The sequence below is a fragment of the Granulicatella sp. HMSC30F09 genome, assembly GCF_001806915.1.
GTDB classification, from domain to species: domain Bacteria; phylum Bacillota; class Bacilli; order Lactobacillales; family Aerococcaceae; genus Granulicatella; species Granulicatella adiacens.
In genome coordinates this window covers 1-25,261 of the sequence record NZ_KV786420.1, presented here as the reverse complement: position 1 = coordinate 25,261, position 25,261 = coordinate 1, and the positions used below count along the sequence as shown (strand labels likewise).

Here is a 25,261-nt window from a genome sequence, read left to right as displayed (position 1 = left end):
AAACACCTCTCTTTGTGAATGAATAGTTATTAATATTCTCGCTGCAATAAACGGCTTGTGATATCAAACAACATCGCTTTCACATTCTTTTCTGGCAGTCGTTCAATTTGTTGCAAAGCGCGATCCGTATATTTTTTGGCTAATTCTTTTGCAGACTCTACTCCACCAGATTTTAATACCAGTTGTTGCACTTTCTTTCTTTCCACTTCAGAAATAAGCTCCTTTTTTTCTAGAAGCGGGAGCAATTCCTTCTCTTTTTTGGACAAAGCCATAATGAGCGGTAAAGTATACACCCCTTGAGCTACATCCTCTAATACAGGCTTTCCAAATTGATGAGAATCAATTTCATAATCTAAGATATCATCTAAAATTTGGAAAGACATTCCTATTGCATGGCCAATTTGCCTTGCTCTGGATTCTTCTTTCAAGAGTGAAAACTGTTCTCCCATCACACAACTTAACATAAAAAGTTGCGCTGTTTTCCCTTCAATTCTCTTCAGATAGTCTTGAACCGTCACATCTAAACGATAACGTTCTTCCATTTGAGACAATTCCCCTTGAATCACTTGCATCATTCCACGTGTGGGAATTTGGATATTCACTAAATCTTTGCTATAGGAAGATAACAGTTGATAACAAACCGTCAATAAATAATCCCCTGCATAAATGGCTACTCGATTCCCCAATTTTGCGCTAATCGTCTCTTGACCTCTTCGAACGCTAGATTCATCTATCACATCGTCATGGAATAATGTAGCCACATGTAATAGCTCCAAAGCAGCCGCAATAGCACGAACTTCTTCTTTATTTCTATTGTCGTTCCACATAGAGAATAGAATCAAATATGCAGGACGAACCATTTTCCCCCCTGAATCAAGGACTGATAAAATTGCATCCTTAATGGCCTTATTCTCTATTTGAATGGAATCTTTCATTAATTTTTTTACTTGTTTTAGTTCTTCGTGAAGTTCTGGATAATTCATCCACATTGGATGTACAGCCGTCATATATTTTCTCCTTCAAATCGACTTTTAAAAAAAGAAGCCGACAAAAATTGTCGACCTCATTATACCATATCCTATTTTACAAGTTGGTTTCCTTGCTTATCGAAGCCATAGATTGCTTTCGATTTACCATACCACCATTTTCCAGCTGTTCTTTGGAACCAAGGAATGAAGTAGTAGTCTAAACCAAACGCGCGACCTGATCCGTTCATTAATGCAATCGCAGCAGGAACAAACCACATGTTTACCCAGTAGAACATTCCTGATAAACAGAATGTTGCGACTAAACCGATTGTCACTGCGTTGACAATCCAAGTTAAGAAACCAGCCATAATAGCAAGACCGATTGCTAACTCTACAAATGACATTACTTTTTGCATTAAATGTGCTACTTCAACGTTTGGAATCAGAATTTGCATAATTGAAGCAAACCAATCTGGCATCTTTTCTAATACCATTGCAGGTTGCTCCCCATATGAATAGTTGAAACCGAATGAAACGACTTGAGTAGCTGTTTGTGCTGCCGTTTCTGTGGCACCGCTTGCTGCTGAAACAGCTTCAGTTGCTCCACTTGCAGCAGAAGTTGGTTCTAACAACCAAGGGAACGGGAATGCTAAATGAGTTCCATCAATCCAGCTATGAGCTCCCCATAAACCAAAGATTTTCTTCAAGCCTTCAATTGTCCACATACCACCGTAGAATAAACGAAGTGGTACTGACCATAATACGTTACCGTAACGTGATAAGTGTCCACGGAAAATATTACGACGGTTCTTAATATGGAAGAACTCGTGGAACACGTATTGAATCGCATAGTATAAAGAGAAAATCTCTAGGAAATATTTAATATTTACTAAGTGTTTCATCAACATTGCGAAAAATCCACTTAAGTGCCATTTACCCATCAAGAATGCTACGCCGTAGTGAGAACCGATAGAAACCATGAATCCATCGTATTTCCCTTTGTATGCAACTTTTGAAGTATTATTGATAGAAGCGATAATATTTTTCGCTGCTGTTTTACCAGTTTGTTCAGCCGCTTGTACAATTTGTGGATGTGGGCGGTTTTCTTTATCTGGTTCTTCATAGTATGCTAAGTCTCCAACGGCAAAAATATCTGTTTCGCCATCGATTAACATATTTTCGTTAACGACTATACGTCCAGCTCTTGCTGCTTTAAACCCAAACACTTCTGCTTCAGTGTTAGCTTTAACGCCTGCTGTCCAGAATAGTGAGTAAGTTGGAATAACCGTACCGTCTGCTAGGCGAATGCTATTTTGCTTCACTTCAGAAATTCCGTTTCCTTTAATCACTTTGATGCCGCGTTTTACCATGAAGGCTTCTGCTTTATCCGCATCGCTTGCATCTAACATGTTTAAAATAGTTGGAACGGCTTCAATAATATATAAATCAAAATCTTCTTTATCTAAATTGTATTCATGTGCTAACACTGGAATCCAGTCCGTTAATTCACCGACTAGTTCAACCCCAGTAAATCCGGCACCACAAACCGCAAACGTTAATAACGCTTTACGTTTTTGAGGGTCATGTTCTTTAGCTGCTTTTTCAACACAGTTAAGAATGTGTTTACGCATTTTAACAGCATCTTCCATTGACCATAACGTAAATCCATTTTCTTTAACCCCTGGAACGCCGAAGTCATTTGCTTCTCCACCCATTCCAAGCACTAAATAATCATAAGAGAATTCACCATGTTTTGTGCGAACTACTTTGTTTTCTTTATCTAAGTTCGTAACTGTATCTGTTACTAAATTTACATTTTTTGAACGAGCAAAAATCTTTTGTAAGTCGTATTGAATCGCATCTGGTTCAACACGTCCCCCAGCAACCTCATGTAATTCCGTCATATAAGTTAAGTAAGGATGTTTATCAATCAATGTAATCGTAACATCTTTATTCTTTTTCAACTTATGTGACAATGTTTTTGTAGCGGCTACTCCAGCAAAACCGGCACCGATAACTACAATGTTTGTTTTTGTCATAGTAAATCCCCCTTGAGCTTTATCACTTTAGTAGTATAGTCTATTATTGCGTTTTTGTCCATAGGATTGTCTTTTTCTTCACGAAGGAACCCTTCTATTTTTTAGAAAAATATTGAAGAATTTTAATATGAGCCAACGCGTAATTTGCGGCTACCCCAACAGCTATTCCTGCAAAGATTCCAACGATTGACATTGCTGGTAAATATAAGAGCACCGTCCACGATTTAGCCATCCAACTTGCTACCATCAATTGCCCTACATTGTGCAGAATTCCACCAGTAGCACTCACTCCGATCATGCTGACCCTCTTTTCACCAAGTTGCTTTACAAGATACATTCCGATAAAGCTGACAAGGGCACCCATACCACTATATAGAAAAGTAGAAAAAGTCCCTCCAAGAACGGTTGTCAGCAACGTTTTCATCACAATGACAAAGACGACCTCTTTAAACGATAAAGTATATAAACTAATTAAAGTTACTATATTCGCCAATCCCAACTTAGCCCCTGGTGCAAACGCAAAAGGAAACGGAATGGCTTGTTCCAACAACCCTAAGACAATTCCTTGAGCAGTTAATAATGCGATAAAAACTAGTTTTCTTAAATGACTACTTTTCTGCATTCCATTCTCCTTTCAATCTTTTCTAAAAAAGGCCGGAAACTTCTTCCAGCCTTTTTACTATTTTTTACGTCTTACTAATAATTTATTCTTTAAGCTGACTGCTTTAGGCGCCCAAGTATGGAACACTTCAAACCAGAATTTAGAGATTGGCATATCGAACTCACCGATGTATTCGACTAACTCAGGATCAAACGATTGCTTAAATCCGTTAATACCGCCATGATGTTCTTGGTCTTCCGAAACTCCAAAGAAGTCAAATGAGCGAATGCCTTTTTCATCATAGAGAGTTTGCATAATCCAAGATACTAGCGCTTTGTTCGCATTCAATCCACCATCGTCAGTAATATTAGCCCCGTATAAGTAGTACGCTTTATCTAGGTACGTCACTACAAAAGCTCCACTAACCACTTTTCCTTCCGGATACTCTTCTAAGTCGCCTTTCACACGTTCAATTTCTTTTTCATATTTTTCAATATTCACTTTTAGAGAGTCGATTTGTTTTTGAACATTTTCAATTCGCTTAGGATTATTGAGCGTTCCCAATTGTCCTGTTAACTTATCGAACTCTTTTTGCGCTGTTTCTAAGCGATTTGTTGCAAATGCTAATTGGACATTATAGTCTACTTTGGCAAAGTATAAATCCACCATACCTTTAGGGTGAAGGTGTTGGTACATTGTTGTTAAATACTCGATACTACGTGCCACATATTGATCACGTTCAGCCGTAATTTTGTTCAATTCATCATAAATCGGCATATCTTCAAGCGTTCCTTTGTAGCAAACAACCCCTTGTTTTTTTGCTACATTCACTTTATAACGCTCTTTCTTATTGAACGTTTCAACGATACCTTTTCCTTCATCTTTCAATGATAAAATCATTGTTAAACGCGGTTGAATCCCGTCGAACCCTAAATCCATGGGGCGTTCGACAAAACCAGACGCTAAAATGTTATTGCGGAACTCTTCATTGTTGAATCCACCTTCGACCATTTCGAACTTGTTTGTCCATTCACGCCATTGTAACTCTGGGTCAATCTTTAATCCAAATGCATTTTTAGCTTTTAAATAGACTTTTAAAGTCGCAAAGATCGATTTTAATTGTTCTGCATTTGTATAATCCGTTACAATCCCACGAGGCGCGTACGCTAAATACTTATTCACTCCGGGTAATTTACGGTAAAGAATCATCGCAGCGGCAACCGGTTCATGAGCATCCGTCATAACCAGCAATACATCTTTTGTCCATGAGCCATCTGCCTTCACTTCACCCCATTCAGGTGTTTGAAAAACCGTTCTATTGGCTTGTGTTTCCATAAAAGAATGATACTCTTCTAACGCATTCGACATCTCTTTTATATACATGTGTGCACTCTCTTTCTTTTCATGTTTCCTTATCAGTATTACACTTTCAGCAAAATATGTCAAAACTTTACCGAAGAGAAAGCTTTACTATCAATGGAAAGCGGTGTTGGGCAAAGATATCTGTATCAAAAAAGAGCGCATCACGACGATACGCCCTTTGATTTAATTTTTTAGAATAGTTTTAAGTATTGATCTAATTCCCATTGAGATACTTGACTACGATATGCAGCCCACTCAAAACGTTTCGCTTCGATAAAGTTGTCTAAGATATGACTTCCTAATGCTGATTGAACGGTTTTATCTTGTTTCAAGTATTCAATCGCTTCATTTAATGTTCCTGGTAAATCATCAATCCCTGCTTCCTTGCGTTCGCGAGCAGACATCGCATAAATATTGCGGTCAATAGCTGCAGGAACTTCCATTTTTTCTTTAACCCCTTCAAGACCAGCCGTTAAAATCGCAGCCATTGCTAAATATGGGTTTGCAGAAGGATCTACGCTGCGCAATTCAATACGAGTCGAAATTCCACGAGATTCCGGAATACGAATCAGCGGTGAACGGTTACGTGCTGACCATGCAATATATACAGGAGCTTCGTAACCTGGAACTAAACGTTTGTACGAGTTTACGGTTGGGTTACATACCGCAGTTAGAGCTTTCGCATGTTTCATCACTCCTGCGATAAAGTGACGGCAAGTGTCGCTTAAACGTTGGTCACCCTTTTCGTCGAAGAACGCATTGTTTCCGTCTTTATCAAATAAGGATAAATTGAAGTGCATTCCGCTACCGGCAATTCCGAATACTGGTTTTGGCATAAATGTCGCATGTAATCCATGTTTACGCGCAATTGTTTTTACTACTAATTTGAACGTTTGGATGTTATCACAAGCCGCTACTGCATCTGAGTATTTCCAGTCAATTTCGTGTTGCCCTGGCGCTACCTCGTGGTGACTCGCTTCAATATCGAAACCAATCTTTTCTAATTCAAGAACGATTTCGCGACGGCATTCTTCCCCAAGGTCGATTGGAGCTAAGTCGAAGTAGCTTCCCTGATCGTTTCCTTCAAGCGTTGGTTCACCGTTTTCGTCCAATTTGAATAAGAAGAACTCTGGCTCTGGTCCTAAGTTGAAGTTTGAAAAACCTAATTCTTTCATTTCATTTAACACACGTTTTAAGTTTGAACGAGGGTCCCCTGCAAATGGTGTCCCGTCTGGTTTGTATACATCACAAATTAAACGCGCGATGGTACCGTGTTTGCTGCTCCATGGGAATACTACCCAAGTAGAAAGGTCTGGATATAAGTACATATCACTTTCTTCGATACGAACGAACCCTTCAATAGATGAACCATCAAACATCATTTTGTTGGCCAACACTTTATCTAATTGTGTAATTGGCACTTCCACGTTTTTAATAGTCCCAAGGATATCCGTAAAGATTAATCGTAAGTAACGAACATCTTTCTCTTCTACCTGTCTTCTAATCTCTTCATGTGTAATCATTGGTTTCCTCCTATAAGTTCCATTTTTCTCCGCCAGACAAACGGCTAATATGCATAATTTCGTCGTAGAAAATTCTGCGGACATCCTCATCCGTCAGCGTTTCTTTTACGCTCTCCTTTGTTACGGGATTTGAATTCTTATTAAAAATCTTTTGAATGGCCATAATGGTTAACCCATCGGCTAAATAGTCTTTAATTTCTAACAAGCAATCGACATCATTCAAAGAATACATACGGCGGTTCGTCTCAGAACGTTCAGGAATCACCAATCGCTGTTCTTCATAATATCGAATTTGTCGTGCAGATAAATCGGTCAGCTTCATCACTGTTCCGATTGGAAAGACGGCTAGTGAACGTCGCAGTTCTTTTTCACCCATCTGTCTTCCTCCTTTATGTAAGTATATTTTAAAAAACATTTTTAGTCGTTGTCAAAAAACGCCTTACCTCTCATGTTAGATAATATAACATGAAAAACAGGGTATTGTCTCAGTTAAGCTTTCGCCAGCCAAGAGAATACCCCATTTTAAGTCATATATGCTGTTATCTTTTTTCATAAATTTTTACATAAAAGGAACCTCCTTTATTTATTTTCCATGATTTTCTTAATTTATTTTATTCTCTGGTGGACTCACCTCATTTGTTCATACACCTGTTTCAATTGCATCTTTCTTCTTCATGTTCTGGTGGACCCACCTCACTTTTTGAAAATTGATTTTACCATTATTCTTATCCTTCATATTTTGGTGGACTCACCCCTTTCACGGTTCCTAGAAACGATTACCGGCCTTGTCTACCGCCTGGATCTCCTTGTCCTGGTTGTCCACCACCAGGTCCACCTTGTCCAGGCCCTCCACCAAGATTAGCTGCTTCTTTTGAGGCTGTAGCCGTTGTTGTATTCGACCCGACTTTAATCGTATATTTTTCTCCGTCTTTAATCTCAGGACTACTGATTAATACTGTTGAGAACGACTTAGAGGCTTTTAGACTCGCGACTGTTTTGCCAGAAGAGTCGACCACTTCAACGGTTGAACCAGCTGTCCCTTGAATACTTGCCATTAAGTACGCTTGATTAGAGTCACTACCGAATCCCATTGTCATTTGTCCATTGTCGACAAAGAGTACCGTACCACCGTTTAATATTCCATTATCATCGTAGTCAAGAGCTGCGTTTGCACCGCTTGTTGGTCCATTGACAACGATTGTTCCTCCATTAATCTCAATCGAACCATTGGCATCAAGACCGTTCCCTTCAGCATCTACTGTTAAGGTCCCGCCGTCAATCACAATCTTCACATCGCCTACTCGATCTAAGTTTTTTGCATTTGTGGCTTCAGATTTTACTTTCTTCGTTTGTTGACCTGGACCTTGCTCGTCAGAGGATTCTAACGTCCAGTCTTTCGCGTTTAATCCATCGTCAGAAGATTTTACGGTAATCGTACCGCCTACTTGATGAATCAATCGTGCCTCAAGACCTTCTTCACTCTTTTGAACGTCAATCGCCGCGCCTTCATCAATCAGCAGTGTATTCGAAGCGTTGATACCATCATCTCCAGCATTGACGGTAATATTCGTATTGACTAAGTAAATATTTCCTAGCAATACATCATCCTCGTTATCTGAGTGAATACCATCTTCATCGGCTGTTAAGTTTAACGTTGCACCTGATACATTAATGAAGTCATTCGCTGCAATTCCGTGTTTTTTGGCTGTTGTAGTGATGGTTGCATCCACAATTCGAATGCCGTCTTTTGATTTAATGGCATTACTTGCTGCGCCTGTGACGGTTAAAGAACCTTTCCCATTAATCGTTAAGTCACTATCAGAGTAGATAGCTCCTTTAACCGTTGATGTTGATTCATCGGCTACTTCATTTTTCGTTCCATCTGCTAGTGTTAAAATGACTTTTTTCGCTGTATCCACTAATAATGGAGCTTCCGTATTCTTTAAGGTTGCGTTCTTAAAGACAATTTGTACTTCATCTTCCTTGCCTGCTGCAACTTTCAATTGAACTTTCGATGCCGTTCCTTCTACGATGTATGTTCCAGCTTTGGTAATTTCCACTGTACTTCCATTCACTGTTACCCCTTCACCTGAAGCGGTAGTGGTTGTCCCTTGCAACGAAATTTTTGAAGCGGTTGATTCATCGTAAGTTGCTGTTAAATCGGACGTTTCAAAATAAGAAGTCGTCTGCGCCTTTGAAGTTGTAGATGTCTTAGTAGGGGGTTGCGCTTTTGCTTCTGCTTGGTTTAATACGCTTTGTGATCCGCAAGCAGCCAACCCTAGAGAGATAAATAATGTTGTTGTTAATAACCATTGTTTTTTATGTTCCATCTCGTTCTCCTCGTTTCCTTTTCTTGATGGTTTTAGTATACGAAGCGAACTTAAAATGAACTTAAAACAAAAAAAGAGGTGATCAAATTCACCTCTTTGTCTTATAATTTTGTTTCAATGTATAGTACTTTATCGTTTTTAACAGCTTTTTGCCAAGTGACATATCCACTTAAAGGAGCAATGAAGGTTATCCACAGATAGACTAAAATATTTTGAAGAATTGTTCGAAATACTAAACTGATGAACCCTCCAAATCGAATATATCCACTTAAAAAATTATCGATATGTCCACCTTGATAACTCCAATAAGAATAATGCCAAAAAACAAATGACAAAACTCCTAACAGGAGTGAAACAATATTGCTTAAAAAACCTGGCATAAACCCAGCTGTAATAGAAGACCAAATAATAGTAATTACAATACAGGAAAGTAGTCTACGAATAAAGTATCTTTTTCTATATTCGGGAGTTAAATGATTTTGAATGGATTCCCAAATTCCAAAAACACTTTTATCATTTCCGCCTTCTCCACCGGGTAAAACATATTGTTTTTCTTCTTTTACTTCATTATCAAATTCTTCTGCCATCAGTACGCCTCTCTTTCTATTTTGATTAGACCCTACATTGTTCAATAATCGCATTTGGAATATCATTTAAATCTTCCAATCCATTATCAAACATATAGACTGCTAATTTTCGTAAGATTTTTTCGTTTTGATTTCTTACCCATCGGCCATTACTATGATCATTGGTTTTTTCTAAATTATTTTCAATCAACGCTTTATACGCCTCTGCATCTACCGTATACCCATTTTTCGCAAGTTCATCCAACCCAATTTGCACAAGTTGTTCGTAAGTATAGTCCTCAAAAACAAAGGTATTTGGAATTCTGCTTCGAAGTCCTTCGTTCATCTCTAAGAATCTTTCCATATCTTTCGTATAGCCTGCAAAGATAATAACCAAATCTTCTCGATGATCTTCCATAAATTTCAAAATTTCGTTGATAGCTTCAATTCCAAAATCATTTTCGCCACCTACCGCAAGAGTGTATGCTTCATCAATAAACAATACCCCGCCTAAAGCAGATTCTAAAATTTCTTTTGTTTTTTGAGCGGTATGACCAATATATTGTCCCACTAAATTACTTCTAGAAGTTTCAACATATTTGCTAGAAGCAATAATGCCATTTTCATGTAATAATTGGCCCATTAATCGAGCGACTGTTGTTTTACCAGTTCCTGGATTCCCTAAGAATAATGAATGTAAGTTAAACCCTGAAGTCGCAAATCCTTTTTCCTTACGGATTTTATTCATTTTAGAAATAGCGATAAATTCCTTGACTTCACTCTTCAGGTTCTCTAATCCTATCATTTCTTCTAATCTCTCACTGGCTGTTTTTTCACCATAATATTCTGTAGTCACTTCTCGATCATCAAACATTAATTGATTATCACTGTCTAGTAAGATGTCTTGTTCTTCATTCGTCAAAATAGAGACTGTCTTTTCTGCAGATAGATGAGAGCCACGTTCAATTTTAATATCTGGATCTTTTTCAACCCCGATAGCAAGAAGCTTTAATTCTAGAGAACTTCTGTCACTTAGGAATAAATTCACCTTGCCATTATCTCGCCCACCAATAACTAAGGCATCCCCTGTTATTTGGGAACTCTCTGTCATCATAGCCGTCTCTAGCACACAAAGTTGATTGTGAATTGTCGCTTTTGACCCTTTACTTTCAAAAGTATTTACAACAGTCGAATCAATCGTCGCTTTCGAATTTTCTAAATAGAGAGCACTCGTATAATTTTCTAGCGCATGTAAATAAATGATTTTCGACTCTTTTGTAGAAATTTGCGAATCTCTACAAAGCACAATCGGGTAATCTTCAACCTGTCCCTGAGCGGAAACTGTTGAGTCGAGAATAGAGATATTGGAATTGTCGTTTGCAACAATGGCATTTTTACCTTCTACTTCTACCTTGGAATGTGCAATTTCTAAATCCGTATGCTCGAGAATGATATGTGAATACAAATCTGTTTGAGAAAATTTTAATGTAGAATCTTTAGCGGCAATGCACGAAGCAGCTCTCACAAAAGAATCCTCTAAAGACAACTCTGACTCTTCAATAAAGCAAAGAGGATAAAGCTCTCCTTCCACTAGTTGATTTTCTATTAAAACATTTTTCGCATATACTTTTGCTTGATTGCATAAGTTTAGTGCATTACTTTCTTCACGATTATCTCGAATAATGATGTTTTCTAAATGCACCGTACAATTATCCACAAATATCGCACCCAAAATCAGTGGAAAACTATCTTTTCTTGATTGATTCATTTTCCCAATCAGAGAAATATTTTTATGAATAAATAAATCTAATCCTTCTAGGCAATAAGTATCTTCAATTTCAATAACATCGCCTTCATTAGCAGCTTCAAGGGCTGCTCCTAGTTCCCACGTAGTTCTCTTAGAAAAAAACGATGAATTGTCTTTTCCCACTAAGAAAAATGCCATAATTTCACCTCAGTCCATAATATGTCTTCAATAACTATTTAAAATGGGGTTTACCCCAATAACTCTCTATAATCAACGAATCCCCTCTGTGCAATTAGCATACAGAAAGGGGATTGTCTCGTTTATTTTTAGTTTTCAATTCAGGCCACTACTAACAAAGAGTAGCAATTTTATTTTTTGTTACTTCTGAACTGCTCTCAAATAAACTAATCTCCCTTAAGAAGAGAAAGTCATTCTACTTCTTAGTCTTTCTTTTGGAATAGTTTTTGATAATAGAAGTAAGAAGTAACAATCGCTGCTGCACAGGCAACAATATAGAATAATACCGCTAATTTAGATCCTGATTCGAAGCTGTTCACTAAAGACATCGCTTGTTTTGTCGCATGATTTGGATCTGTGAAAGCTTGCATTACTAGATTTGAAATAGATGTGTTCACTTTTCCATTAAACATATCTGTCATTGTACCGATAAGACTAATGAACCCTCCGCCTAAAAGGTGAGCTAAGTATACGCTAACGACCATTGCTAATGAAGTGACATTAACATTTGTCCACAAGTTTTTCTTAGATTTATTCGCCATAAATAAGAAATACGCTACAAAAACAGTTGCAATAATCGTTAAGAAGAACGTTAAACTGAAGTATAAGTTTAAGTTTTTCACTTTATTTGAAACTTCGTAAAAATCAACGGATGATAAGGCATTTCCTTTTAAGGCATATCCAAGACCATTAAGAACCACTAATCCAGAGAATAACGCGATAGCAACCGAAAACCCAAAGAAGATTTTTTCAAATAATGAATTTTTATTATAGCTTGCTACTGTATCCACTGCTTGACTCATCTTTTCTTTATTTTCTTCAGTGAATACTTTTTTGGCTGCTTCTTCCATTTTTTCTTTAGCAACACCCGCAACTTCTTTTGCTTTTTCAGTTGCTTCTCCTGCTTTTTCTTTTACGTTTTCTACAACTTCTTTAAAGTCTCCATCTGCTTCAGGATTCTTTGCCTCAGAAACTTCTTCTTTGGCTGTTTCTGCAACTTCTTTAACTTCTTCTGCTGTTTTTTCAGCAGCTTCTACTACTTCTTCTTTCACTTCTGTAGCTTTCTTTTCAACCGATTCTAATTCTACATTTTTATTTTCGTTTTGATCCATCAGAGCACCTCTTTTATACGTTCTTTTAACAAATTTTATCACAATCTCCTGTTTTCTTCCACTTTCAAAAAGCGCTTGAAAAAGTGTAAAGTCTTTTTTAGAGACATCCTAAAATGAATCATACACTACTATTTTGAAAAAAATGACCCATTCCAATGCAGAAAAAAAGAAGAAGCTAGACAATTGTCTAACTTCTTCAAGATTCGTTAAGTTTTATTTTAAGACGGTTCCATCGGCTAATGTAATCGTATATCCATTCAAGTTAATGGTTCCTTTGTTCGTTAAAGATGTAATTTTGACGTTTCCTGTCAACGTCCATGTCGCCCCCTCTTCTACTGTGATTACTGCATTATTGTCCACGGCAGTCCCTCCTTCAGCATTTTCTACTATATTGATTGTACCTGTAAAGTTTGTTCCTTTGCCCATTGTAAAGTTCAAAGTAGAAACGGTATCAACCTCAATAGCTCCTGTTAATGTTTGGTTTGTCGTTGTTAATTCAACCTGACCACCATTGGCACCAGCTGTACCCCAGCCAAGTGTCGCATCATTTCCTAAGACGGCAAGTAATCTGCCAGATGTATCTTGATTTGTAATTGTTACGTCTTCTAAAGTAATAACGCTGTGTGTGTTCGTTACATAGATTTGGTCTCCATTACGTCCTGTTAACGAGCCACCTTTCATTGTGAAAGTAGCCGTTCCACTTTCGGCATCTCCTGACATTGATTGGTAAATCATCACATTGTGTACGTTGTTGTCTGAAGAGCTACCTTCTGGTGAACTCATATTCCCTGTAACATTTGTATTTTCTAATGTAATAGAGTTTTGACCTTCGATTACAAGTGCTTCTGAGTTCTCAGCGTTTAAAGTTGCATTTTTAACAGTTACATTTGCTGTAGAGTATACGGCTGGTGAGTTGTATCCTGTAGAAGTGTAAGTTCCTTTGTCTACGACTACCGTACCCCCACCACGGTCTGTACGAATCGCTGCTGATGAATTCCCTGCGGTATTCACCGTCAAGTTTGTAGCGTTCATCGTGCCGCCACCAGTAGTTTGGATACCACCTGAGTTATCTTTTGTTGTTGTGATGCTTGTATCTGATACATTGACGGTTGTTCCTGAGCCGTAACTGAACACTCCGTTACCGTTTTGAGCCGTTGTATTTACAGTAGCGTTTTTAATCGTCACTGTTGCTCCATCGGTTGCTAAGAATCCTGCGTTTATTCCATAGAAGTCTCCGTTTTCTGTATTCGATGTCGCTCCGGCTGTTTTGTTAACCGTTACGCCATCTAATGTAACTGTTGCCCCTGTTACACGAAGCGCATTTTCATCATCACCAGTAGATTCGTAAGTTTCTCCAGTTACTGTTGCATCTGTTGTTAAGTTTGTTGCTGCATCCCCTTGAGTCACTTGGTCACTTCCGCCAAACCCTTCTCCTCCAGGTTTAGCGGGAGGACTTTGTTGCGATTGTACTTGTGAAGTTTCAGTCGCTGTTTGTGCTTGTGTGTTTTGACATGCAACCAATGTAGTTGCAATGGTAATTGTGGATAGTAGAACAATTAATTTGCTTCTTCTCATGTTAGTCCTCCTCGCTTCCTATCAACATCTTGTTGATGGTTCTATCATAACGAGCTTACCTAAAATGAACTTAAAACAAAAAAAGATTTTCGAAAAAGTTTTTTCAAACTGAAAATTATCATATATGATAATTACCATATATGATAATTTCGTACGAAAAAAAGACGCTGGAATGATTTTCCAATATCTTTGATTTTCTATCTATCTTAAATCACTATAAAAATAAAAGCCCAATCTTTTCTTCAGATTGAGCTAATCCACTTCAGGATTCCATTGATATTCTCTTAGCGATATATTTGTTGGGCTTTTAAAGAGGATTCCTTCTGTTTCTAATAACTCCTTTTGCTCCAGCCATCCAGGTACAAGTCTTCCACTCGCATTAACGACTCGGTGGCAAGGATAGTCCCCTAAGAGTTCCACCTGACTTAAAATTTTCCCAACGAGTCTTGCGTTTTTCGGTCGTCCTACAAGACTAGCAATTTGTCCATAGGTAGCCACTTTCCCTCTAGGAATTTCACCTACCACTTCTAAAACTTCGTAAACAAATCGGTTATCCATTTTCTTCACCATCAATGACAAAGCGAATCTGATGGTCGCTGATTAATTCGGCGCTCAAGCGGACTTGATTGGTTTCAGCAATCTTCTTTGCAATGGCAAGTCCAAGTCCACTTCCACCTGTGGCACGATTTCTTGAGCTGTCTACTCTGTAAAATCGATCAAATAATTGACTGACTTGTTCTTTTGTAATTGGCTCAGTATTGTTTTCAAACGAAATTTGATGTTCTTTTGCACCAACCGTAATCGTAGAACTTCCTACTGTATACTTGATGGCATTGTCTAATAAAATTCGAATTAATTCTGTGATGGCTTCTTTATTTGTTGTCATCACGCTGGAATCATTTCCGGTAAATGTAACTTGAAGTCCTTTTTCATCTAATACCGGTTGAATCTCTTCAACGATATTTTTTGTAACACCCACTAAATCAACTTTTTCTTTAGTTGTGCTTGCTTCCCCTTCGTCGTATCTAGAAAGAAGTAGCATTTGCTCCACTAGGGCATTCAATCGTTTAATTTGTCTTCTATTGCTATCGACAAATTTTTCCTGTGTTCCCATCATCGCTAAAACGTCTGTATTGGCTGACAAGACTGCCAGCGGTGTTTTAATCTCATGACTCGCATTAGCAATAAATTGTTGCTGGCGTTCAACATTCTCAACAAATGGTCGAATTGCTTTCTTAGAAACGACACGGACAAGAATATAAACAATTATCAAACAGGCGATAAAAACTCCCCCGGTTACCATTAATAGGCGCCATACTTGTTGGACTTCACGGTTCGCATCTACAAAAACGACCATAAAAGATGATTCTTCACCCGAAAGCTTGTAACGCAAACTTCCTTCCCATCCACTCAAGGATTTGGACTCTACCAATCGCAGAGCTGACTCTTTTAAACTTGATTCTTCTACAGAGATTAAATGCGATTGATCTACAGAAGTTACTTCATTATTTTCAACTTTAACAAACGCATAGCGCGTGGATAATTGGTCATCTTTTCTAAATTCATGACCAATTGGCTTTCCATGTGAAGGGTGTTCTTTTGGCCCCTCATTGGATGGAGCATCTGGGAACGTTCCATTATTTTCAACTAACATCGTTGCCACACGATCTACTTGTTCGATTGTTTGTCGGTAGTTTATCCCATTCACAATCACTAAGACTACAAAGAGTACGATTGTAAAAGATAACATGGCACTCTTCACAAAACTTTTTTGTAGTTGTCGAAACATATGCTCCTCCTTTTCTTTTTCTAAACATATACAGGATGCTTAGTTGGCTGCTGATTCAACCACTAATTGATAGCCCAGTCCGCGAGCAGATCTAATCGTTACATCGGCCTCAATCGTTGCTAATTTTTTTCGCAACGATGAGATATTCACCCAAACGACATTAATTTCGGCCTCTGAATCAAGTCCCCAAACTTTCTCCATAATTAAATCCGTAGAAAGCACTTGATTACTATTCATCATAAAATATTCCATCAATTGAAATTCTTTATTATTTAATAATACTTGCCCTTTAGAGGTCATCATCGTGAAGGTATCTCGGTTTAATTCAACATTCCCTAGTGTCATAACAGATGCCACAAATACATTCGGACGACGTAGTAAAGATTTCACGCGCGCTAACAACTCAGCACCTTCAAAAGGTTTCGTTAAATAATCATCCGCTCCTTCTTCAAGACCAGTCACTTTATCCTCTAATTGACTTTTTGCTGTCAACATCAGGACCGGTGTATGAATCCCGTTGGAACGTAATTCTCTGACCACTTCGATTCCATTCTTTTTAGGCATCATGACATCTAATAAAATTAAATCATATGGCGTAGACTCCGCATAAAAAAGCGCGTCTTCGCCATCATGGACCATTTCTACACTATATTTTTGCATTTCGAGCATCATCTTCAGAGCTTCCGCTAAATCAATTTCATCTTCAGCTACTAGAATTCTCATGGTTTCCCCTCCTATATAAGGATACGATTTCAATTTAAATTATACTTAAACTGAGGATTTACACGTATTTTCAAATGAAATTAGCAAATCACGCAATTGTTGTTTTTGCGTGCAATTCAATCCTCTTAATGTATATTCCATCATTTCATGCTGAGCAGGAATTAATTGATCAAGCTGCTGTTTTCCTTTTTCTGTCAGTGATATATGTTTTGTTTTCCAACTTTTCTCAATGGTAATTAATTCTAATTTTTGTAAATGGTGAATACAGTGGGTAATATTCCCCTGCGTTAAGTTCAAAGTGGAGGCAATTGTCTTTTGGTCCACTGTTCCTTGTCTAAAAATCACATGTAAAACTTCAAAATGTGTTGGATTCAATCCTAATTCTTTTAATGAAATCGAAAACGTCCGTAGATTCTCATTGTAAATTTTCATAATCATCATCCATATCTCATGAGAGACATTCATTTTTTCACATTCTGTTACCATACCAACACCTCTTTCTTCATTAACTTTACTATTGAAATGAGCTTCTGTCAAACACTCCCGCTCTTCAGCTACCCTATAAAATGATTAACCGAAACTAGGTTCTTTTACGGAAAAAGAGTAAGAATAACGAGTGCCTTCAATAAACGGCACACACTTCTTCTCCTTCTCCGCCCATCACCCTTTATAAGGTTTAACCAAAACCAGGTTCTTTTACTAAAAAAGAGTAAGAATAACGAGTGCCTTCAAATTCTATAGTAGTCATTGTAGCGTTTGTAATCGATGTGAATTACTGACACTTGGAATTCATTCCTAGTGTCAGTTTGAAGCTCGTTAGACCTGAGACCTAGGCTCAGGTCGGTACAGCACTAATGACTACTATAGAGTTATTTGAAGGTACGAAGTGTCTTACTCTTTCTTTTCCAACAAAAAGAGCCCTGGTTTCAGGTTAAACCAGGACTCGGAAAGCACAATTTCCCTATTTTGCTATCCATATTTTTTTTTGACGAATCAACAAGATGCATGCAACCATAACTACTAAAAATGTTCCAGCCCCTGCTGTCCCGTTAACAGATAATGAGTATACCCATGGACTTGTTCCTTCTGGAGCATATTGCCCCCAGAATAACACTCCAGCGATATAATGAACGAAGTAGCGCACACCTACTCCTAATAATGCTGCGATCCCTGACCATACAATTGCAGAAGAAAATTTATCATTTTTCAATGCTTTTTGGAAAGGTCCATATACTAAACCAGCAAGACCCATAACTGTAAATGCAATGATATATTCAATCAATACTTGTTCTACAGATAAGAATGATACTTTTCCTAGAGGGAAGTGAATCAATCCCCATAAAAGTCCAGCAGCCAAACCAGGTGTCAATCCTCTACGGAGTGAAAAAATAACAAGAATAATTGCTCCCCATGATGGTGAAAACCAACCTGCTAGTTTTGGTACAAATGATAGTACCATTGCGAGTGCAGCGATAATCGCAACCTCTACCCAAATTAAAACATTTCTCTTCATTAAAAAAAGAGCCTCCTTCGTTTTCTTGAAAACACAAAGAGACTCCAACTAACTTCGAAATCGAATACAATTCCTACGCACGTATTAACGTAACAGGTTCAAGGGTTTGTACATACATCTCAGCCATAGAGGCACCCCTTTGTATTTTCTATTTATTTAACTGTTTTAAATATACCCTCTACTTTCCTCTTTTGCAATCCTTAAGCTCAATTTTTGCAGATTTTTTCTGATGAACAAACAAAAAGCTCCTAAGGAAAAACCTTAGAAGCCTTAATTCACTTTTTATTTTGCTTTTTTAGATAAGGTGATATTTAACAATAGTGCACCGATAATTCCACCAACAAGCCAAATTAAAACGAATGCTAATGGGTTTGAAACACCATTTACAAACGCAGCGAATAACCCACCATGAGGAACACGGCTAACAATACCAAACGCCATTGATAACGCACCAGATACACCTGAAGCAAATGCCAATGAAGGAATGACTTGTAAAGGATGTGCCGCTGCAAACGGAATTGCACCTTCTGTAATGAATGCAGCACCCATTACATAGTTTACATATGCACTGTTTCTTTCTGCTTCTGTAAATAAGTTTTTATTAAGTGTTGCAGCAATTGCAATCGCTAAAGGAGGAACCATTCCACCAACCATTACTGCAGCCATCACGTCTGACCCTGCTGCACCAGCGCTTGTCACTAAGGCAGTTCCTGTTACATAAGCTGCTTTATTGATTGGGCCACCCATATCAATAGCCATCATAGCTCCCACTAAAAATCCTAATACCATGCCAAGTTCTCTCGGAACATTTGCTAAGAAGTTTGTTAAGCCATTCATCACTGCACCCATTGGTCCATTGATCACGAATAACATTAAAGCACCCATGATAAGAACCCCGAATACAGGGAATAAGAAAATTGGTTTTAATCCTTCTAATGATTTTGGTAACCATGAGAAAGCAAATTTTAGGAACGAAATAATTCCGCCGGCTAAGAACCCTGCAATGAGCGCTCCTAGGAATCCAGAAGAAACATATCCTTCAGCAAAAACTCCGCCAGTTGCAAAATCTGTGAATAAAGCAGGGTTCGCAAATACCCCACCCATGAAACCGACCACTAAACCGGGACGATCCGCAATCGATTGTCCGATAAAACCTGCTAACATTGGAAGCATCATCGCAAAGGCTAATTTACCCATACGGAAGATTGCTTCAGCAATAGGGTTATAATTTGCTGTATCCTTCACATCAAAGGAAGTAATTCCCCAGAAGAATGAAACAGCGATTAAAATCCCACCAGCAACAACGAATGGTAACATGTGTGACACACCATTCATTAAGTGTTTGTAGAATTGACGGCCAAGAGACTCGCCTTCTACGCTTTCTTCTGTGGCATTCGCATCTTCACTAGCGTGGTAAATTGGCGCATCCGCTTTAGCTGCACGAGCTACTAATTCGTCCGCTTTGTTGATTCCATCCGCTACTTTAGTGATGATGACGGGCTTGCCGTCGAAACGAGCCATTTCGACTTGTTTGTCCGCTGCAACAATGACTGCTGTTGCGCGCTCGATATCTTCTTTTGTTAAACGGTTGCCGATACCAGATTGTCCGTTTGTTTCTACTTTAATTTTGTACCCAGCCGTTTTTCCGGCTTGTTTTAATTTTTCTTCGGCCATAAAGGTATGTGCGATTCCTGTTGGGCAAGCTGTGACCGCTAAAATATACACATCGTCGTTTGATGGCGCTGCTTCTTCTGCTACTTCTTCAACGGCTTCTTCTTGTGGTTCTTCAAATTTTTTAAAGACTTCAACCACTTCATCAGAATCCCCTGCTTGAAGTAAGGCTGCTTTTGCTTCAGGATTCATTAATACTGATGATAGTTTTGCTAAGGCTTGCAGGTGCTCGCCTCCGCCCCCTGCTGGAGCCGCAATCATGAAGATTAATTTTGCAGGTTGGCCGTCAAACGATTCCCATTCAATTCCTTGTTCGCTACGTCCAAAAACAATCGCAGCTTGCGTAATGGATTCGTGTTGTGCGTGAGGAATGGCAATTTCGTCACCTACACCAGTGGTAGATTGCGCTTCACGAGCTTCTAGAGCTGCCACGTAAGCATCCACATCACTTACTTTACCAAGGCTTGCAAAATTCCCTGCTAAATGCTGTAACGTTTCTTTTTTAGTTGAAGTCGTTAGATGTAAATCCATGGCTTCTTTAATAAACAAATCTGATAATTTCATTTTCGTCACCTTCACTCTTACTGTTTCGTAACCACAACTTGTGGTAATAGCTCTTCAATAAATGCTTTTTCAGCAATTCCTACAGAAAAGGCTGTCGCACTTCCAGTCGCAGCTCCTTGCCTCAAGCTTGCTGCATAATCGCCTGTTTCGATAAATTTTGCCATGAAACCAGAAAGCATTGAGTCCCCTGCGCCTACAGAGTTCACAAGTGTCCCTTTCGGAACATTCGATGTGTACACTTCTCCAGTTTCTGTGATAAGCATTGCGCCATCACCACCGCGAGAAATCAGTACATTTCTAGCCCCCATTTGCTGTAATTGTTTTGCATAATCTACAATTTGTTCTTCTGTCTCAATCGTTACCCCGAAAATCTCACCTAATTCATGATGATTTGGTTTAATGATAAACGGATGGTATGGAAGACATTTGGTCAGTAAATCCTTTGTTGTATCGAGGACTAGTTTGACCCCTTTTTCGTCACATAATTTAGCAATGGTCGTATAAGCCGAATGGTCCATTCCATTTCCTGCATTCCCTGCTAAAAATACAACATCCCCTTCTTGAAGTCGGTCTTCAAAATAGGTCACTAGACGTCCAAAATCGTCCTTGGTTACAACCGGTCCATTTGCATTAATTTCCGTTTCTTCATTACTCTTCAACTTTAGATTAATTCGAGTGACTCCATCGATTTGAATAAAGTCTGTCCCGATACCTTCGGATTGGAGAGCTTCTTTGATGAAGTTTCCTGAAAAACCTGCTAAAAACCCAGTGGCTGTATTATCAAACCCTAATCGTTTTAGGATTACCGACATATTAATTCCTTTACCGCCTGCAACGTAATTTTCTTCCACAGAACGGTTTAATGTGCCTAGTTCACAATTAGGAACTTTTACAACAAGGTCAATTGCTGGATTAAACGTAATCGTGTAAATCATGCTATCTCTCCTCTTTTATGCGTCCATTTCAACAAGACGAATGCTACCAGCCATACGGTAACGTAAGTCCGCTTGCTCTTTCGTCGTGTTTGTTACCATGGTTACTTGATGAAAATCAGCAACCTTACATAAACTTACTTTAGCAAATTTACTAGAATCCGCCAAAACATAAGCATGATTACTCTTACTAATGGCAATTTTTTTAATTTGAGCTTCTTCCTCATCCGGCGTTGTATACCCATAACTGAGATCGACTCCATTCATCCCGAGAAACGCTTTTTTAAAGAAATATTCTCTGAGTTGGTTTTGAGCAAGAGTTCCAATAACTGCACTCGTTTCTACCTTTACTTGACCGCCTAATAACACCGTTTTGATTCCATAGTCTGCAAGAAGATGGGCCTGCTGTACCCCATTTGTAATCACCGTGACATCTTTTCCTTCTAAATGCGGAATCATTCTTAAAGTCGTTGTCCCTGCATCCATATAAATCGTTTCGCCGTTCGTTACTAAAGAGGCTGCATAGCGACCAATACACTCTTTTTCTCTTCGATTTGAACGTTCTTTTTCTTTGGTGGTCGGTTCAAATTCTTTTGAATACACTCTTTTAGCACCACCATGGATACGAATCAGGGTTCCTTCTTCTTCTAATAAAGAAAGATCGCGTCGAATAGTGGATTCAGAAGCCTGGAGAGCCTCCATTAAATCCTTTAGGTGAACTGTATCTTCCTTGTCTAATAAATCTAAAATAATTCTTCTTCTCTTTTCAGTAAGCATGCAGTTCCTCCTAAATGTATCAATCTGCTAATTTTCTTGACCGATTCGGTTTAAAACGGTCAAAAACAGTCATTTTTATATATTTTTGTAAATAATTTTAACTACATTACTTATATAATATAAGAGTATATATCCATTGGCGCAAGTAATTTAAGCTTCTTTTATTAATAAAATCACTCTAAAAAATTTACTTCCATTGTAATTAATCAGATTTATTATTAATTTTTTTATATAAATGCTGTATTTTTGAACTAAACCGTCAAAAAAGCACTGAAGACATCACGTATTCATGTCTTCAGTGCTTTTCTTGATATATTTTTTATGATAATTATTCGTTATCTTCTACTTTTTCGTGAGGTAAAATGAGATTGAGCAGAATTCCTGCAATGGCACAAAGAGCTGTACCTGATAACGTTACTGGTCCTAATTGTAATACCGCAGAACCCAATCCTAGTACTAACATGGAACTTGCAATAATTAAGTTACGTACTTGACGGAAGTCTACTTGTTTTTCAATTAACACTTTCAACCCATTGGAAGCAATAACCCCATAAAGGAGAATCGCCATTCCTCCAAGTACTGCATTTGGAATCGTACGAACTAAAGCCGTGAATTTACCAAAGAAACTGAGGAGAATTGCAATAATCGCTGCATTACGAATGACGGATACAGAAGCAATACGTGTTAGTCCCACAACCCCAGTATTTTCACCATAAGTCGTATTCGCTGGACCTCCTAGAAAGGCAGATACCGCGGTTGCTACGCCATCCCCGATTAAGGTACGGTGTAAGCCTGGATTACTCAAGAATTGCTTCCCACAAATTTGGCTGAGTACGGTATGGTCTCCAATATGTTCCGCAATCGTCACAACGGCTACTGGTAGAAGCGCCCATGTTTCTGGACCGAAGTATAAATGATACTGATTGAAGAGCCCATTTGTATCGAACGGCAAGTATAACTCAGGTAAGGCAATCCATTGAGCTTCTATTACTTTTGTGAAATCTACTAGACCAAAGCAGATGGCTACGATATATCCACCGATAATCCCAAATAAGAATGGGATTATTTTCAAGAAACCTTTTGCTTTCGTATTAATAAATGCTGTAATAAGGAAGGTCACCACCGCCACGAACATTGGTTTCCAGTCTCCATCCACAACAAAGCCCGCATTTTTAACCGCACTGTTTGCCAGGCCTAGACCAATCACAATAATCATCGGTCCAATGACAATCGGTGGTAATAATCGGTTAATCCATCCCGTTCCTAATAACTTCACGAAAATTGCCACTACCACATACAATAGTCCGACTAACACTACCCCTGTCTGAGCTGCATCTGGACTTCCGCCCATTTGCGCCATTGCAAACTGCATGGCCGTAATAAAAGCAAAAGAGGATCCCAAGTAAACAGGTACTTTAAATTGCGTCGCTACCATATAGATTAGTGTTCCTAATCCTGACGCAAATAAAGCAACCGATACTGGCATCCCCAATATTAACGGCACTAAAACAGTGGCTCCAAACATCGCAAACACGTGCTGCAAACTCAAGAACAGTCCAGGCACGAGCTCCGGTTTTTGATCCACATCCAACAACAGATCGACTTTTGAAGTTTGTAACTCCATTTTCCCCTCTTTTCCGGGCGTTTTTGTGCACACAAAAAGCCCTATGTTATTAAGCGTAGGGCTAATCTAATAAACTTGTTCTTAGCCTTTCTCACCTCTCTGGATGAGTTTAAAAGCCCTTGCTAGAGGGTAGTGTATCATAACTAAAGTGAATTTTCTATACTTTTTTTGTTTTTTTATAAAAAACTATTGTGCACCTACTCATTCCCAGTTACAATTAAAACCAAGCAACCCTTAAAGTTGCCCAGTCTAACTTTATGGAGGAATCATTTATGGTCAAATCAGTAGAAACTATCACAGAATTAATCGGGAACACTCCCCTTGTGAAACTAAACCGTTTAGTTTCAGACGATTCTGCAGATGTATATGTAAAAGTCGAGTCGTTTAACGCCGGTGGATCTGTCAAAGATCGTATCGCTTTAAACATCATCGAAACAGCTGAGAAAGATGGCTCGCTAAAACCTGGCGACACAATCATCGAAGCAACAAGTGGAAATACAGGGGTAGGACTTTCACTTATCGGCGCTGCTAAAGGATATAAGGTCATTACAATCATGCCTGAATCCATGTCTATCGAACGCCGTCAATTAATGAAAGCATACGGTACAGAAGTATTATTAACGCCTGCTGCGGATGGATTTGGCGCTGCCGTTGCCAAAGCAGAAGAATTAGCTGCACAACCTGGCTACTTCTGGGCACGTCAATTTGACAACGAAGCAAACCCAGCTATCCACTATCAAACAACTGGACAAGAAATTATTAAAGCCTTCGACGGAAAAACTCCAGATGCTTATATCAGCGGTATCGGTACTGGGGGTACGATTACAGGTGTTGGCCGTGCGTTAAAAGAAGTCAATAAAGACGTTGAAATCATCGGGGTTGAACCTGAAGAAGCGCCATTTATTTCTAAAGGTCAAAAAGGAAAACACCGCATCCAAGGAATTTCTGCTGGTTTTAAACCAAGCATTATCGACCGTGATGTGATCGACGGTTTTGAACTTGTAACAAGTGACGATGCGATTGAAACAGCGAAAAACTTAGCTGCTAAAGAAGGTATCCTTGCTGGTATTTCTTCTGGAGCTGCTGTAACTGCCGCTTTACGCGTGGCAAAACGCTTAGGAAAAGGCAAATCTGTTGTCGTTCTATTACCAGATACAGGCGAACGTTACCTTTCAACAGGCATTTTCGGTGAAGCGTAATTCATTTTAAAAACACGAACCTCAAAACTTCATTGCAATCTTTTAAATATCCTCATAGTGATGGCAGTAGTTGTATCGGGTTGAGCCAAGGTCTCAACCCTACCAAGCTTCAAACAGGCCGTAAAACGGTCTGTAATTCACATTGGTTACACTCACTACTGCTCTCACTATAGAATTCAAAAGATTTCCATTCAGTTTTTGAGGTTCTTTTTTGTGCAAAAATTCAGGTGAAAGGCTCACAGAATTCAGAGTGTATCATGCATGATACACTCTACTCTTTTTGTATCAATTTTGATACAACCCAACTTATTGAGTTGTAAAATTTTTGTTACGTAACATTATTGTTACACTCAAGGGAAAACAAAAACCACCTCGGAAAAATGTACTGACCCCAAAAAGTTAGACAATT

Annotated in this window: 21 protein-coding genes and 1 riboswitch; of the genes, 1 reads left to right on the top strand and 20 read right to left on the bottom strand. The window is 38.6% G+C overall.

The features are described from left to right. Positions 1-29: 29 nt before the first annotated feature. The 20 genes from HMPREF3103_RS04075 to HMPREF3103_RS03980 form a co-directional block, all read right to left on the bottom strand. On the bottom strand, positions 30-1,007 hold the full coding sequence (locus tag HMPREF3103_RS04075) for a polyprenyl synthetase family protein (protein WP_070437401.1): 978 nt from the start codon (positions 1,005-1,007) through the stop codon (positions 30-32). 71 nt (positions 1,008-1,078) lie between these two features. Further along, positions 1,079-3,007 (bottom strand): NAD(P)/FAD-dependent oxidoreductase, encoded by a 1,929-nt coding sequence (locus HMPREF3103_RS04070; RefSeq protein WP_070437398.1) that lies wholly within the window; start codon positions 3,005-3,007, stop codon positions 1,079-1,081. Positions 3,008-3,101: 94 nt separating this feature from the next. Continuing rightward, on the bottom strand, positions 3,102-3,629 hold the full coding sequence (locus HMPREF3103_RS04065; protein WP_070437392.1) for a Gx transporter family protein: 528 nt from the start codon (positions 3,627-3,629) through the stop codon (positions 3,102-3,104). A 57-nt stretch (positions 3,630-3,686) separates the two neighbouring features. Then, a complete protein-coding gene (locus HMPREF3103_RS04060; protein WP_246826955.1) occupies positions 3,687-4,991 on the bottom strand; it encodes a peptidoglycan bridge formation glycyltransferase FemA/FemB family protein in 1,305 nt (434 codons plus the stop codon). 170 nt (positions 4,992-5,161) lie between these two features. Next, positions 5,162-6,493 (bottom strand): type I glutamate--ammonia ligase, encoded by a 1,332-nt coding sequence (gene glnA / locus HMPREF3103_RS04055; RefSeq protein WP_049554821.1) that lies wholly within the window; start codon positions 6,491-6,493, stop codon positions 5,162-5,164. 10 nt (positions 6,494-6,503) lie between these two features. Then, positions 6,504-6,869, bottom strand: coding sequence for a MerR family transcriptional regulator (locus HMPREF3103_RS04050; protein WP_070437388.1), 366 nt, complete (start codon positions 6,867-6,869; stop codon positions 6,504-6,506). A gap of 400 nt (positions 6,870-7,269) precedes the next feature. After that, entirely contained in the window at positions 7,270-8,823 is a 1,554-nt protein-coding gene (locus tag HMPREF3103_RS04045; RefSeq protein WP_070437386.1) for a carbohydrate-binding domain-containing protein, read from the bottom strand. Between the two features lie 101 nt (positions 8,824-8,924). Continuing rightward, the gene (locus HMPREF3103_RS04040; protein ID WP_070437384.1) at positions 8,925-9,410 is read right to left on the bottom strand and encodes a hypothetical protein; all 486 of its coding nucleotides are present in this window, start codon (positions 9,408-9,410) and stop codon (positions 8,925-8,927) included. 25 nt (positions 9,411-9,435) lie between these two features. Then, positions 9,436-11,334, bottom strand: coding sequence for an AAA family ATPase (locus tag HMPREF3103_RS04035; RefSeq protein ID WP_070437382.1), 1,899 nt, complete (start codon positions 11,332-11,334; stop codon positions 9,436-9,438). A 242-nt stretch (positions 11,335-11,576) separates the two neighbouring features. After that, positions 11,577-12,485, bottom strand: a complete 909-nt coding sequence (locus tag HMPREF3103_RS09460) for a hypothetical protein (RefSeq protein WP_049554826.1) — start codon at positions 12,483-12,485, stop codon at positions 11,577-11,579. A 213-nt stretch (positions 12,486-12,698) separates the two neighbouring features. Then, entirely contained in the window at positions 12,699-14,060 is a 1,362-nt protein-coding gene (locus tag HMPREF3103_RS04025; protein WP_053091345.1) for an autotransporter outer membrane beta-barrel domain-containing protein, read from the bottom strand. 252 nt (positions 14,061-14,312) lie between these two features. After that, positions 14,313-14,630, bottom strand: coding sequence for an MGMT family protein (locus tag HMPREF3103_RS04020; RefSeq protein ID WP_070437380.1), 318 nt, complete (start codon positions 14,628-14,630; stop codon positions 14,313-14,315). Next, complete coding sequence (locus tag HMPREF3103_RS04015; protein ID WP_049554827.1) at positions 14,611-15,849, bottom strand: sensor histidine kinase; 1,239 nt, start codon at positions 15,847-15,849, stop codon at positions 14,611-14,613. The genes HMPREF3103_RS04020 and HMPREF3103_RS04015 overlap by 20 nt, the downstream gene beginning before the upstream one ends. Before the next feature lie 39 nt (positions 15,850-15,888). Continuing rightward, positions 15,889-16,572: a response regulator transcription factor gene (locus HMPREF3103_RS04010; RefSeq protein ID WP_049554828.1), complete on the bottom strand. Its 684-nt coding sequence runs from the start codon at positions 16,570-16,572 to the stop codon at positions 15,889-15,891. 45 nt (positions 16,573-16,617) lie between these two features. Continuing rightward, positions 16,618-17,058 carry a MarR family winged helix-turn-helix transcriptional regulator gene (locus HMPREF3103_RS04005; protein WP_049554829.1) on the bottom strand — a complete coding sequence of 147 codons (441 nt, stop codon included), beginning with the start codon at positions 17,056-17,058 and terminating at the stop codon, positions 16,618-16,620. A 475-nt stretch (positions 17,059-17,533) separates the two neighbouring features. Continuing rightward, the gene (gene thiT / locus HMPREF3103_RS04000) at positions 17,534-18,085 is read right to left on the bottom strand and encodes an energy-coupled thiamine transporter ThiT (RefSeq protein ID WP_039848933.1); all 552 of its coding nucleotides are present in this window, start codon (positions 18,083-18,085) and stop codon (positions 17,534-17,536) included. 53 nt (positions 18,086-18,138) lie between these two features. Beyond that, positions 18,139-18,234, bottom strand: a riboswitch (TPP riboswitch). Between the two features lie 133 nt (positions 18,235-18,367). Further along, positions 18,368-20,320: a PTS fructose transporter subunit IIABC gene (locus tag HMPREF3103_RS03995; protein WP_049554830.1), complete on the bottom strand. Its 1,953-nt coding sequence runs from the start codon at positions 20,318-20,320 to the stop codon at positions 18,368-18,370. A gap of 17 nt (positions 20,321-20,337) precedes the next feature. Beyond that, positions 20,338-21,255, bottom strand: coding sequence for a 1-phosphofructokinase (gene pfkB / locus HMPREF3103_RS03990; RefSeq protein WP_049554831.1), 918 nt, complete (start codon positions 21,253-21,255; stop codon positions 20,338-20,340). Positions 21,256-21,270: 15 nt separating this feature from the next. Next, a complete protein-coding gene (locus HMPREF3103_RS03985; RefSeq protein ID WP_070437378.1) occupies positions 21,271-22,029 on the bottom strand; it encodes a DeoR/GlpR family DNA-binding transcription regulator in 759 nt (252 codons plus the stop codon). A 328-nt stretch (positions 22,030-22,357) separates the two neighbouring features. Further along, positions 22,358-23,653, bottom strand: a complete 1,296-nt coding sequence (locus tag HMPREF3103_RS03980; RefSeq protein ID WP_070437376.1) for a uracil-xanthine permease family protein — start codon at positions 23,651-23,653, stop codon at positions 22,358-22,360. 272 nt (positions 23,654-23,925) lie between these two features. Between HMPREF3103_RS03980 and cysK the strand changes: the two genes are divergently transcribed. After that, on the top strand, positions 23,926-24,852 hold the full coding sequence (gene cysK, locus HMPREF3103_RS03975; protein WP_039848936.1) for a cysteine synthase A: 927 nt from the start codon (positions 23,926-23,928) through the stop codon (positions 24,850-24,852). Positions 24,853-25,261: the final 409 nt, after the last annotated feature.

What these genes read in the sequence shown, in the direction of transcription:
- HMPREF3103_RS04075 (WP_070437401.1), bottom strand. Translation starts at nt 1,007, where the DNA reads ATGACGGCTGTACATCCAATGTGGATGAATTATCCAGAACTTCACGAA.
- HMPREF3103_RS04070 (WP_070437398.1), bottom strand. Translation starts at nt 3,007, where the DNA reads ATGACAAAAACAAACATTGTAGTTATCGGTGCCGGTTTTGCTGGAGTA.
- HMPREF3103_RS04065 (WP_070437392.1), bottom strand. Translation starts at nt 3,629, where the DNA reads ATGCAGAAAAGTAGTCATTTAAGAAAACTAGTTTTTATCGCATTATTA.
- HMPREF3103_RS04060 (WP_246826955.1), bottom strand. Translation starts at nt 4,991, where the DNA reads ATGTATATAAAAGAGATGTCGAATGCGTTAGAAGAGTATCATTCTTTT.
- glnA (WP_049554821.1), bottom strand. Translation starts at nt 6,493, where the DNA reads ATGATTACACATGAAGAGATTAGAAGACAGGTAGAAGAGAAAGATGTT.
- HMPREF3103_RS04050 (WP_070437388.1), bottom strand. Translation starts at nt 6,869, where the DNA reads ATGGGTGAAAAAGAACTGCGACGTTCACTAGCCGTCTTTCCAATCGGA.
- HMPREF3103_RS04045 (WP_070437386.1), bottom strand. Translation starts at nt 8,823, where the DNA reads ATGGAACATAAAAAACAATGGTTATTAACAACAACATTATTTATCTCT.
- HMPREF3103_RS04040 (WP_070437384.1), bottom strand. Translation starts at nt 9,410, where the DNA reads ATGGCAGAAGAATTTGATAATGAAGTAAAAGAAGAAAAACAATATGTT.
- HMPREF3103_RS04035 (WP_070437382.1), bottom strand. Translation starts at nt 11,334, where the DNA reads ATGGCATTTTTCTTAGTGGGAAAAGACAATTCATCGTTTTTTTCTAAG.
- HMPREF3103_RS09460 (WP_049554826.1), bottom strand. Translation starts at nt 12,485, where the DNA reads ATGGATCAAAACGAAAATAAAAATGTAGAATTAGAATCGGTTGAAAAG.
- HMPREF3103_RS04025 (WP_053091345.1), bottom strand. Translation starts at nt 14,060, where the DNA reads ATGAGAAGAAGCAAATTAATTGTTCTACTATCCACAATTACCATTGCA.
- HMPREF3103_RS04020 (WP_070437380.1), bottom strand. Translation starts at nt 14,630, where the DNA reads ATGGTGAAGAAAATGGATAACCGATTTGTTTACGAAGTTTTAGAAGTG.
- HMPREF3103_RS04015 (WP_049554827.1), bottom strand. Translation starts at nt 15,849, where the DNA reads ATGTTTCGACAACTACAAAAAAGTTTTGTGAAGAGTGCCATGTTATCT.
- HMPREF3103_RS04010 (WP_049554828.1), bottom strand. Translation starts at nt 16,572, where the DNA reads ATGAGAATTCTAGTAGCTGAAGATGAAATTGATTTAGCGGAAGCTCTG.
- HMPREF3103_RS04005 (WP_049554829.1), bottom strand. Translation starts at nt 17,058, where the DNA reads ATGGTAACAGAATGTGAAAAAATGAATGTCTCTCATGAGATATGGATG.
- thiT (WP_039848933.1), bottom strand. Translation starts at nt 18,085, where the DNA reads ATGAAGAGAAATGTTTTAATTTGGGTAGAGGTTGCGATTATCGCTGCA.
- HMPREF3103_RS03995 (WP_049554830.1), bottom strand. Translation starts at nt 20,320, where the DNA reads ATGAAATTATCAGATTTGTTTATTAAAGAAGCCATGGATTTACATCTA.
- pfkB (WP_049554831.1), bottom strand. Translation starts at nt 21,255, where the DNA reads ATGATTTACACGATTACGTTTAATCCAGCAATTGACCTTGTTGTAAAA.
- HMPREF3103_RS03985 (WP_070437378.1), bottom strand. Translation starts at nt 22,029, where the DNA reads ATGCTTACTGAAAAGAGAAGAAGAATTATTTTAGATTTATTAGACAAG.
- HMPREF3103_RS03980 (WP_070437376.1), bottom strand. Translation starts at nt 23,653, where the DNA reads ATGGAGTTACAAACTTCAAAAGTCGATCTGTTGTTGGATGTGGATCAA.
- cysK (WP_039848936.1), top strand. Translation starts at nt 23,926, where the DNA reads ATGGTCAAATCAGTAGAAACTATCACAGAATTAATCGGGAACACTCCC.